We start from the raw sequence: 10,775 nt of genomic DNA on the forward strand, positions 1-10,775 counted from the left end.
CGGCTCAGGCCGGCTTGGCCATGACTGCGCTGAACAGTTCGCAAGCCAGGAACCGCTCCAGCCAATCCTGCAGGCGCCGATAGGGCGTCTGCGCGAACCACTCCCGATCGACATGGGCGAACTGCCGGATGAAGGGGGCCAAGGCCATGTCGGCCAGGCTGCGGTGGTTAGCCAGCAGCCAGTCACGCTGCTCCAGCAACGCTTCCAGTTTCCGTAGAAAGCCCTCGGCCTCTGCCCGGTAGTGCTCCATGGGAAACTCGGGGTAGCGCACCGCGTACTTGTAGCGATCCAGCCGCCGCTTGAAGTCCCCGTCGTTTTCCCCGATCAGCTCGGCGGCGATCCGGGCGGCCTGCGGGTCGTCCTGTAACAGCCAATCCTCGGGATCCTGCCGGGCAAGGGCCCAGTGCATGATTTCCAGGCTCTGTTCGATCACCTGGCCGTTGCCGCAGGCCAGCACCGGCACCGTGCCCTTGCTCGACAGCGCGAGCATTGCCGCCGGCTTGGCCTTGAGGCTGACCTCCTCGATGTTCACCGCCACGCCCGCGTAGCGCAGCGCCAGGCGTGCGCGCATGGCGTAGGGGCAGCGGCGGAAGGAGTAGAGCAGCGCCGCTGTCATTTCACCTCCAGGGTGCTCAGGCCATTGCCCTGGCGTTGTACCTGGATCTGCACCGGGATGCGCTCGTGCATTTCCTGCACGTGGGAAATCACCGCGACCTTGCGTCCCTGCGCCTGCAAGCCGTCGAGGGCATCCATCGCCAATTGCAGCGATTGCGGGTCGAGGCTGCCGAAACCCTCGTCGATGAACAGCGATTCGATCCTCAGCGTGCTCGATGCCATCGACGCCAGCCCGAGGGCCAGGGCCAGCGACACGAGGAACGTCTCGCCACCGGACAAGGAATGCACCGAGCGCAGTTCGTCACCCATTTCGGTGTCCAGCACCAGCAACCCGAGCATGCTGCCGCCCCGCTTGAGGCGATAGCGCCGGACCAACTGGCGGAGTTGGGTGTTGGCGTGGTGCACCAGCAGGTCGAGGTTGTAGGCCTGCGCCAGCTTGCGGAAGCGGTCGCCGGTGGCCGAGCCGATCAGCGCATCCAGGCGCGCCCAGCGCTGGTACTCGGCATAGGCCTCGGCAATCCGCTGGGCCAGCGCCTGGTTGGCGTTCTGCCGGCGCTGGTCGTCGGCCTGTTCGGCGCGCAGTTCGGCACAGTGTTGCTCGCCGGCGGCGAACTGCCGCTGGTGTTCGGCCAGGGCACTGGCCAACTGTTCGGCGTCGAGGTGGCCGTTGTGTTGGGCCTGGTGCGCCTGCAGGCGCTGTTCGCGCTCCTGCAGCAGCACCTGGGCCTGCTCGATGGCTTTTTCATTCTGTTGCAGGCGCTGACGCAACTCGCCGACCTGTTGGTCGTCCAGTTCGAGCAGGGCCTGCAGCGCGCTGTCGTCCAGCTCCGGATGGCCGGCGCGCCATTCGGCGATCTTGCCGTTCAGTCCGGCGGCCTCGTGTTCCAGGGCCTGTTGGCGTTCCTCGCGGGCCTTGAGTTCGGCGGCGACCTGCACCTGTTGCGTGCGGGTTTCCTGTAGCGCCTGGGTGGTACCGGTCTCGGTCAGGCGTGCCTGTTCCACTGCCTGTTCGAGTTGCTTTTGCCAGTCTTCGGCAGTGGCGTGTTCGCCGAGCAATTGGCTCAGTTGCTGCTGGCTGGCCTGTTGCTGTTCGGCCAGGGCCTCGAACTGTTGCCGGGCACCTTGCAGTTGCTGTTCGCGGCTTTGCTGGCGATCCAGCTCCAACTCCAGCGCCTGCTGGCGCTGTTGCTGTTCGGCGACCTCGTCGCGCTGCTGTTCGAGTTGTTGCAGGCGCTCGCTGATCTGCCGGTCCAGTTGCAGGAAGGTCGCCGCCGGCTCGTTGCGCAGGGCTTCCAGGGTTGGGGCGGGCAGCAGCGTGGCGAAGGCCGCCAGCTCGTCGTCCAGGCGCTGGCGGTCGCTGGCCAGTTCGCGCTGCTGGTGGTCCAGATGCTGGGCGGCCTGCTGGTGTGCGGTTTCGGCCTGGCGCAGTTGCTGGGTCAGGCGCGCGGCGTCCTGTTGCAGAGTGAGCAGTGCGTTCTGGCGCTGCTCGTCGCGGGCCAGGTTCTGGTTCAGTTGGCTGGCCTGTCGCTCCAGCCAGGCATCGCGCTGCGCGGCGTCCTGGTCCAGTAGCTGGGCCGCCAGCGGGTGGGCTTCCAGGCTGGGGGCCAGGGCCTGTTGCTGGGTCGTCAGTTGTTCCTGCTGGGCCAGCAGCTCTTTCTGTTGGGCGATCAGCCCACCGACCTCGGCGCGCAGTTCGGTGAGCCGTTCCTTGAGCCGATCCACGGCGGCCTGGGCGTTGGCCTGTTCACTTTCATCGTGGCGGCCGAGGCTCTGCAGTAGCGCCTCGGGTTGGTGGTAGGGGTGTTCGTGGCTGCCGCAGACCGGGCAGGGCTGATCGTCCTGCAACTGTGTGCGCAGTTCCTCGACGCTGGCACTGCGGGCCAGACGCTGGCGTTCGAGCAGTTCGCGGGTGACGCCGAGGGTCTGCTCGGCCACTGCCAGTTCGGCCTTGGCCTTCACACCGTCCTGGGTCAGGCGTTCGCGCTCCTGCTGGGCGCTGGCCAGGCGTTGCTGCAACTCGGCGCCGCGTTTGTCCAGATCCTGCTGGCTGGACCAGAGGCGGGCCAGATCCTCGACGGCGCGCAATTGCTTGCGGTTGTCCTGCAGCAGGCTGCCGAGAATGCCGATCTGCTCGGCCACTGCGTCCGGTTCGGCCGCCGCTTCCTGGTACAGGACTTCCAGTTGCTGCTTGCGTGCGGCCAGGGCCTGCGCGGTTTCTTCGGCCGTGCGTTGCAGGCCGGCCAGTTCGGCCTGGCCCTGGTTGAGCCGGTTGCCGATCAGCATCAGCTGTTGCAGGCGATCGCGGTAGGCATTCCAGGCTTCGCTCAAGGGGGCGAGGTCGGTGCTTTGTTCCAGTTGCGTGGCGATCCGCTGCAGACGTTCGGCGATCTGTTGTTGCCGTTCCTGCAATCCCTGGATCGTCTTCTGGCCCTGGTCCCGGGCCTGTTGCGCGGTATCTTGCGCCTGGGCGGCGAGAGCGGCTTCCCTGGCCAGGCGGGCGAGGCTGCCCTGTTCCTCGAAGGCCTGGCGCAGCAGCGGAGCAGCGCTGCCCTGTTGCTGTTGCGCGGCGTTCAGCGCGGTCTGGGCGGCGACCAGGTCCTGTTCCAGTTGGGCCTGGCGTTGGCTCAACTCGTCGTGCTGCTGGCGATGCCGGGCAATCTGTTCCGCCAGGGGAAGCAGTTGCCTGTCGATATCGAGTTTGCGGGCGAACTGGTGCCGTTGCGGGGCCAACTGTTCCAGCCGGGTCAGCTTCAGGCGTTCGTCGGCCAGGGCCTGCCCTTGCTGCTGGACGCTGTCCAGTTGCTCGGCGCCCGCCTGGCGGGCGTCCTGCAACTGCCGAAGTTCCTTGAGCCAGCTGTGCTGCTGTTCGAGCTGGCGCAGTTGGGCCTTGTGCAGTTCCAGCTGCCGCTGCGCCTCGTTGAAGCGTTCGTCGAGTTCGGCCCGGGCTTCGGGACTCATGGGGGTGACGCCGACGGCCTGGTCCTGCAACAGCTTGTGCGCTTCGCGGGCTTCCTTGGCCTTGTCGAAGGCGCGGCGGCCGAGGCGGGTGTAGAGTGCGGTGTCGGTGAGCTTTTCCAACAATTCGCTGCGCTCGTTGTCGTCGGCCTTGAGAAAGGCACTGAACTCGCTCTGGGCCAGCAGCACGGCGCGGGTGAACTGTTCGAAGTTCAGGCCCAGGCAGGCTTCCAGTTGGGCCTTGTATTCGCCTTTCTGGCTGGCCAGCAACTGGTCGCTGTCGAGGTCGCGCAGGCTCTGGCGGCTGGCCTGCAGCTTGCCGTTGGCCTTGTCCCGGGCACGGTTGGCTTCCCAGCGGGCGCGGTAGCGGCGACCGTCGATACCGACGAAATCGACTTCGGCGAAGCCGGCACCGGTGCCGCGACGCAACAGGGTGCGCGGGTCGCCGGTGCCGATTTCACCATCGGCGTCCGGCACCTTGGCATCGCGCGAGGCGTTGTTCAGGCGTGGTACGGCGCCGAACAGCGCCAGGCAGAGGGCGTCGAGCAGGGTGCTCTTGCCGGCCCCGGTTGGCCCGGTGATAGCGAACAGGCCGGCGCTGGCCAGCGGCTCGGCGGTGAAATCCAACTCGAACGGGCCGGCCAGGGAGGCGAGGTTCTTCAGGCGAATGGCCAGAATCTTCATGGCTGCTCCTCCTCCAGCTGGACTTCCTGCAACAGCAGGGCGAAGTCATCGAGGGTCTGCGTGTCCACCTCGTTGCCGTAGTTGTCCTGCCAGGCGCGGCTGAACAGGTCCTGGGGGCTGAGCTGGTCGAGGTCGACCAGGCCTGCGCCATCCTCTTCGCCCTCGCGCGCGTCGCTGCCGGCGTATTCGGCGGCGATGCGCACCAGGCGCACGGCCTTGCCCAGGAGGGCGTTTTCCACCTGCTGGCGCAGGTCCGGTTGCGGTTCGTCGAGGCGTACCCGCACTTCCAGCCAGGGTTGGCGTTGCAGGTCGGCCAGCAGGTCGACATCCGGCAGTTCGGCGAGCTTTTCCAGGATTTCGGCGAAGGGCAGTGGCCCCAGGCGCTGCAGCTCGACGGCGCGCGGGATCAGGCGCGGTTCGACGCTGACCAGGGTTTCACCGTCGAGCACGACATCGAGGATCTGGTGCTTGTAGCCGATCTCCGAGAACGACAGCGGAATGGGCGAGCCGCTGTAGCGGATGCGCTCTTCGCCGTTGACCTTCTGCGGCTTGTGCAGGTGGCCCAGGGCGACGTAGCTGACGCTGGCATCGAACAGGCTGGCCGGCAGGGCCTCGGCGTTGCCGATGATCAGGCTGCGTTCGGAGTCTTGCGAAACCGAGCCGCCAGCCATGTGCGCGTGGCTGATGGCGACCAGTGCCTGGCCCGGCTGGCGCTTGGCATTGGCCGCCTCGATCAGCCAGCGGTGGACCTGGCCGATGCCGCGCAGGTAGTCGTCGCCCAGCAGCGTACCGGTGACTTCGGCCGGCCGCAGGAAGGGCAGGGCCAGGCACCAGGCGGCGATCTCGCCGTTGGCCGCGGGCAGCGGGATCAGCAGGCGCTGGCTGTCGAGCTGACCGTCCTCGAGCCAGAGCACCCTGCCCAGGGCGTGGGTGCGCAGGCGGCGCATCAGCGGCGCGGGCAGTTCGATGCGTGAGCCGGAATCATGGTTGCCGGCGATCATCACGATGGTCAGTCGCGGCTGCTGTTCGTGAGCGTTGACGATGAAGTCATAGAGGCGCTCCTGGGCTTTGACCGGCGGGTTGACGGTGTCGAAGATATCGCCGGCGATCAGCAGGACGTCCGGCTGCTGGCTGGCCAGTTGGGCAAGCAGCCATCTCAGGAAGCAGGCGTGTTCGAAATCCCGCTCCTGGCCGTGAAGATTCTGGCCCAGGTGCCAGTCGGAGGTATGAAACAGGCGCAAGACAAACTCCGCGAAGACGATGGCGACCGCTCAGGACAAAATGGCGGTGCGAAAGACCGACAAGTCTACTGGTAAATCCGTGGGAGTGGGCGCCGGGGTCTTTCAGGGAGCAGGAAATTTCGCCTCCGTACCGATCCCCTTTAGGCTTTGTCTGAAAAGTCTTGAGACGAAGGTCAGGCAAGGCGAAAACCGCCGAGGAACGGCCGGGGTCGCGCCCGACTTTACTGGAGTAAATGAGCATTCCGAGGCGGTTTTCAACGCAGCATCACCGAGTATCAAGATTTTTCAGACAGAGCCTAGGAGCAGGCGATGCGGTGATCCGACTGGCCCGCGAAGGCGCTCTCAAAACCGCCAGAAGCTTCGCGGGCAAGCCCGGCTCCTACAGGAATGTGTCGGGCCCACGAACGTGTCAGGCCCAGGGAGGCATTATGTCCAGGTAGGTGTTATGCCCGAGAGAGGCGTTGTTCCTTTGGATTACTTGGGGTAGAGCGGCGGCAGCCCGCTGTCACCCACCGGATCCTGCACCCGTTCGGCGGTCGGAATGGCACGGACCACCCGCCACAGTTCCTCGCCTTGCCAGTACTGGCCGGTCTCGCTGTACAGCGCGCCGTTCAGGCCGTCCAGGGCGTCGGACAGCGGCACGAAGCGGGCAGCCATCTCGGCCAGGGTTTCCGGCTGTTGCCGGGCCCAGGCATCCAACGCCTGGCGCGTGGCCTGGGGATCGTTGGCCAGGCAGGTGCGCTTGAGATCGTCGAGCAGGGTCCGTGGGCTCGGTCCGGTCTGGGTGGCGCGGTGCACCGCCGGCTGCGAGCGGGCGCGCCACCAGAGGCCGAAGCCGAGCAGGGTGGTACAGGTCAACAGCAGCGTGCTGAGCTTCCAGATCCACAGGCTCGCCGCGTCGGTGGCGATGTTCGCTGGTACGCTGTTGACCGGTGTATCCACCGCCAGGCTCGGATTGTTCGTCACTTGCAGGCTGCGCGCCGGCAGGGTGCTGCGCTCGATGTGCTCCTCGTGGGTGTTCCACCAGACCACGGTGACCGCCGGCAGTTCGAAGGTGCCGCTGTGGGTCGGAACCAGGGCTTCACGCTCTTCGCGGCTGCCGATCAGGCCGCGTTCACTGTTCTGGTTGCTCAGTTGCGGCTGGTCCGGATAGCGGCGCAGGCCGTTGAGGCTGGTGGCCGGCAGTGGTGGCAACTGGGCGCTGGACAGGCCTTCGGCCTTGATGGTGAGGCTGCGGGTCAGCGAGTCGCCGACCTGGCTGTGGTCCGGCTCCGGGCTCCAGCTCTCGCTCAGGCTCAGGCTGCGCGCGGGCAGCCATGGTGCGTCGGCGGGCCAGGTTGCCGGCTGCGGTTTGACGTCCAGTGTCATTTCGGCCGAACTGACGTGAATCAGCTTGCCGGGCTTGGGGCCGGCCGGGGCCTGGCCCTGGCTCTGGCCGGTTTCCGCCAGGGTGGCGCTGAACACCAGTGCCGGAATCGTCAACGGGCCGCTGTGCTGCGGGTAGATGGCGTAGCGCAACTCGATCACGCCATGGCGTACGCCGTTGATCAGCTTCTCGTAGGTGCGCGATTCACCCAACTGCTCGATACGTGCATCGCCCAACTGCAGGGGGCTGAGGTTGCTGTCGTCATACAGCGATACCGAATGATAGATGCGCAGGGTCAGCACCGCCTGGGCCTGGACGTAGACGCTGTCCTGGTCGAGGCTGGTTTCGATGAACACCGATGCCAGGCTGTTGACCGGTTCCTGCTGATCGCTCTGCACCACCAGCAGGGTGATCGGCTGGCTCTGCAGTTCGCCCAGTTGCAGGGCCGGAATCACCACGTTGCCGCTGTGTCGCGGCAGCAGGGTGATGATCCAGCGGGTGGTCGCCTGCTGGTCGCCGCCCAGGGTGGTCAACTGGTTGACCTGGCGCGTGCCGCGCACTTCGAACTCGCTGGCCAGCGGCTCCAGGTCCGGCTTGCCGAACTGTGTGACATCCCGCGATTCCAGGGTCAGTTCCACCGACTCACCGGAGTTCACGCGCGTGCGGTCGACGCTGGCGAGCAACCCGCCGGCGTGGGCCGGTAGGCTCCAGCAGAGCAGCCACAGCAAGAGAACGGAAAAGCGGTTGATCATCGGGTCTTGTCCTGATGGAGCTGTTGTTCGTACCAGAATTTGCGCCTGAGCAGTTCGCCCGGATCGTCGGGGATCTGTCGCAGCCATTGTTCGAGGGCCTGGCGTTGCTCGCCCTCGATATTCTGCGCGGCACTGCGCAGCGGTGGGCGGGTGGTCTGCTCGTCGCCCAGTTCGCTGCCCGGTACGTCATTATCACCTGTTGGCGCGGCCGGGGCATCGGTCGATTCGCTGTTCGGCGGCTGTTCGCGTGGCTGTGGCCGGGTGTCGCTGGCCTGTGGTTGCGCCGTTGTGGCACCGCCGGCCGGGGCGTCGTGGAGAGTCTCGGAGGCTTCGCCGGTGGTGGCGGTTTCGGCGGGCTTGTCCGGCTGGGTGGCGGCCTGGCTGCGCTGCTCCTCCAGGATCTGCTCCACCAGGGCCTTGTTCCTCTGTGCCGGGCGCAGGTCGGGTTGGCGTTCGAGGGCCTGCTCATAGGCGTCCAGGGCGGCCTCCAGCTCGCCGCTCCGGGCCAGGGCATTGCCCCGGTTGTAATGGGCGTTGGCATCGTCGCCCTCGGCGAACTTGCGGGCCGCCGCCGCATAGTCGCCGGCTTCGTAGAGCGCCAGGCCCTGCCATTGCGGGTCGTCGAAATGCCTGACCGCCTCCAGTGGGCGCTGCCGCTCCAGCAAGCGCATGCCCTGCTGGTCCGGGCGCAGCCACAGGTCGGCGAATTCGAAGGCCTGGCTCGGCGGTGGAAACAGCAGCACCAGCGGCAGGCAGAACAGCCAGCCGCGTCGGCCGGCACAGGCGGCCAACAGGAGCAGTGGCAGCAGCAGCCAGTAGCCCTGGTCCTCCCAACTGTCGAGCTGCACGAGTTGGCCGTCGTCGCGCAGATGCCGTGGCCCGTCGAGCAGGCCGAGGCCGCGCAGGTCGCTCTGGTCGACACGGCTTTGGCGATAACGTCCGCCGACTTCCGCGGCAAAGGCCTTGAGGCTCGGGCTGTCGAGACGCGGCACGCGGATCGCGCCCTGGGCGTCCTTGAGGAAGCCACCGTTTTCCTGGGCAACCGGGGCGCCGTCGCGGGTACCGACGCCGAGGATCAGCAGGCTGTGGGGCTGTTGCTCCAGAGCCTGGCGGATACCTTCGCGTTCCTGTTCGCTGAGGGACGAACCGATCAGCAACAGGCGTCCCTGGCCCTGTGCGCCGCGTTCGAGCAAGGTCAGCGCCTTGGCGACCGCGAGGTCGGCGCGATGGCCCGCTTCGGGCATGATCGATGGCTTCAGCGCATCCAGCAGGTTGCGGCTGGTGCCCATGTCATCGGACAGCGGCACGAGGGTATGGGCGCTGCCTGCATAGACGATGATCGCCGTCTGCGCGTCGCTGCGCGCGCGCATCAGGTCGAACAGCTTGCGCCGGGCCTGTTCCAGGCGGTTCGGCAAGAGGTCGGTGGCGAGCATGTCCGGGGTCAGTTCCAGCAGCACCACCAACGGGTCCTGGGGCTTCTGGGTCGATTGTTCGATGCGCTGCCAACTCGGGCCGAGCAGGGCCAGCACGGCCAGGGCCCAGCCCAGGCCGAGCACCACCCACGGCAGCCGGCTGTCGCGACCGCTGCCACCACCGAGCAGTACCCGGTGGAAGGCCGGCGGCAGGATCATCTGCCAGCGCCCGGCGCGTTTCTGCCGGTGCCAGAGTTGCCACAGCAACCAGCCGAGCAGGGGCAGCAGCACCAGCCAGCCGGGGCGGAACCAGTGGGGCCAGAGGGCCGGGAGGAATTCGCCGCTCATCGGCGTCTCCGCGGGCGCAGACGCTTGAGACGCTCACGCCATTCGGGGTGCTGCGGGAGGAACTGGCGGCGCGCCAGCCAGCGTTGCAGCAGGTTTTCCGGCCACTGCCCGCGGGCTACCAGCAGCAGGCTCATGGCCAATGCCAGGGCCAGCGGCCAGTGATAGAGGGCACGGGCGGGGCGCGCCTGGGTCGGTTGCTGGGCCACCGGTTCGAGTTTGTCCAGGGTATTGCGGATGTTCTGCAGCTCCTGGCCGTCGCGGGCGCGGAAATACTGACCGCCGGTGACCTGGGCGATTTCCTTGAGGGCCGGCTCGTCGAGGTCCATGCTCGGGTTCAGGCCGAGCATGGACAGGCCGCCGCTCTGTTCCGGGTCGGCGCCGATGCCGATCGGGTAGATCTTCACCTGCTCCTCGGCGGCCAGGCGGGCGGCGGTGATCGGGTCGATCTGGCCGCCGTTGTTGGCCCCATCGGTCACCAGGATCAGCACCCGGCTCTGCGCCGGCCGCTGGCGCAGGCGCTTGAGGGCCAGGCCGATGGCATCGCCGATGGCGGTGTTCTTGCCGGCGATGCCGATCTTCGCCTCATCGAGCCAGATCCGCACGGTGCGCCGATCGAAGGTCAGGGGCGCCTGGACGTAGGCCTTGCTGCCGAACAGGATCAGGCCGACGCGGTCGCCCTCGCGACTTTCGAGGAAGTCGCCGAGCAGGTGCTGAACCAGGCTCAGGCGGCTGACGTCCTCGCCTTGCCAGCGCATGTCGGGGTATTCCATGGAGCCGGAGACGTCCACCGCCACCAACAGGTCGCGGCCGCTGGCGGCGATCGGCAACGGTTCGCCCAGCCACTGCGGGCGGGCCGCGGCGATCAACAGCAGCAGCCAGAGCAGCACGAAGCGCGCCTGCTGACGCCAGCCGGGCAGGTTGAGCCGGGCGCGGCGGCGGGTCAGGGTTTCGAGATCGGCGAGAAAGCTGACCTTCAGCGCCGCCTCGCCACTGTCGGCCACCGGCAGCACCAGCCGCAGCAGCCAGGGCAGCGGGAACAGGACGAAGATCCACGGCCAGGCGAACTCAAACATGCTTGCGGATCCAGGTGTCGATGGCCTGGTTCAGACCGGCGATGGCCTTGTCATCGAGCTTGCACTCGGGTTTGTAGGCGCCTTCGACCAGCACCATCCAGCGCGTCAGGCCGGCAGCCGGACAGCGGTTGTCGAGGAACGCCAGCCACTGGCGGCCGTTGAGGGTATGGCTCTGGCTGCCCGGATAGTGGTTGCGGCACAGGCGCTTGAGCAGCCCGTTGAGTTGCTGCAGCCAGGCACCGGCCGGTGCGCCATCATAGGGCTTGGGCAGGCGCGCGAGTTCCTCCAGCGCGGCCAGCCGTAGCGGGTCCAGCGGCTGTTCGGCGCGC

The 10,775-nt window shown here is 67.2% G+C and carries 7 protein-coding genes; all 7 read right to left on the reverse strand.

Going from position 1 to position 10,775, the window contains the following annotated elements; translation table 11 throughout:
* Nucleotides 1–4: 4 nt before the first annotated feature.
* Nucleotides 5–616 (reverse strand): glutathione S-transferase, encoded by a 612-nt coding sequence (locus K675_RS0129630; RefSeq protein WP_017907077.1) that lies wholly within the window; start codon nucleotides 614–616, stop codon nucleotides 5–7.
* The gene (locus K675_RS0129635; protein WP_017907078.1) at nucleotides 613–4,254 is read right to left on the reverse strand and encodes an AAA family ATPase; all 3,642 of its coding nucleotides are present in this window, start codon (nucleotides 4,252–4,254) and stop codon (nucleotides 613–615) included. The genes K675_RS0129630 and K675_RS0129635 overlap by 4 nt, the downstream gene beginning before the upstream one ends.
* A complete protein-coding gene (locus K675_RS0129640; protein WP_017907079.1) occupies nucleotides 4,251–5,495 on the reverse strand; it encodes an exonuclease SbcCD subunit D C-terminal domain-containing protein in 1,245 nt (414 codons plus the stop codon). The genes K675_RS0129635 and K675_RS0129640 overlap by 4 nt, the downstream gene beginning before the upstream one ends.
* A gap of 474 nt (nucleotides 5,496–5,969) precedes the next feature.
* The gene (locus K675_RS0129645; RefSeq protein WP_017907080.1) at nucleotides 5,970–7,613 is read right to left on the reverse strand and encodes a BatD family protein; all 1,644 of its coding nucleotides are present in this window, start codon (nucleotides 7,611–7,613) and stop codon (nucleotides 5,970–5,972) included.
* Nucleotides 7,610–9,373 (reverse strand): tetratricopeptide repeat protein, encoded by a 1,764-nt coding sequence (locus tag K675_RS0129650; RefSeq protein WP_017907081.1) that lies wholly within the window; start codon nucleotides 9,371–9,373, stop codon nucleotides 7,610–7,612. The genes K675_RS0129645 and K675_RS0129650 overlap by 4 nt, the downstream gene beginning before the upstream one ends.
* Nucleotides 9,370–10,446 carry a vWA domain-containing protein gene (locus K675_RS0129655; protein WP_017907082.1) on the reverse strand — a complete coding sequence of 359 codons (1,077 nt, stop codon included), beginning with the start codon at nucleotides 10,444–10,446 and terminating at the stop codon, nucleotides 9,370–9,372. The genes K675_RS0129650 and K675_RS0129655 overlap by 4 nt, the downstream gene beginning before the upstream one ends.
* Nucleotides 10,439–10,775: DUF4381 domain-containing protein (locus K675_RS0129660; RefSeq protein WP_017907083.1), on the reverse strand; the 337-nt coding region annotated here is incomplete at its 5' end. The genes K675_RS0129660 and K675_RS0129655, both read right to left, overlap by 8 nt.

Origin of the sequence: Pseudomonas fuscovaginae SE-1 (genome assembly GCF_000364705.1) — a bacterium.
Taxonomy (GTDB): Bacteria; Pseudomonadota; Gammaproteobacteria; order Pseudomonadales; family Pseudomonadaceae; genus Aquipseudomonas; species Aquipseudomonas fuscovaginae_A.

What these genes read in the sequence shown, in the direction of transcription:
- K675_RS0129630 (WP_017907077.1), bottom strand. Translation starts at nt 616, where the DNA reads ATGACAGCGGCGCTGCTCTACTCCTTCCGCCGCTGCCCCTACGCCATG.
- K675_RS0129635 (WP_017907078.1), bottom strand. Translation starts at nt 4,254, where the DNA reads ATGAAGATTCTGGCCATTCGCCTGAAGAACCTCGCCTCCCTGGCCGGC.
- K675_RS0129645 (WP_017907080.1), bottom strand. Translation starts at nt 7,613, where the DNA reads ATGATCAACCGCTTTTCCGTTCTCTTGCTGTGGCTGCTCTGCTGGAGC.
- K675_RS0129650 (WP_017907081.1), bottom strand. Translation starts at nt 9,373, where the DNA reads ATGAGCGGCGAATTCCTCCCGGCCCTCTGGCCCCACTGGTTCCGCCCC.
- K675_RS0129655 (WP_017907082.1), bottom strand. Translation starts at nt 10,446, where the DNA reads ATGTTTGAGTTCGCCTGGCCGTGGATCTTCGTCCTGTTCCCGCTGCCC.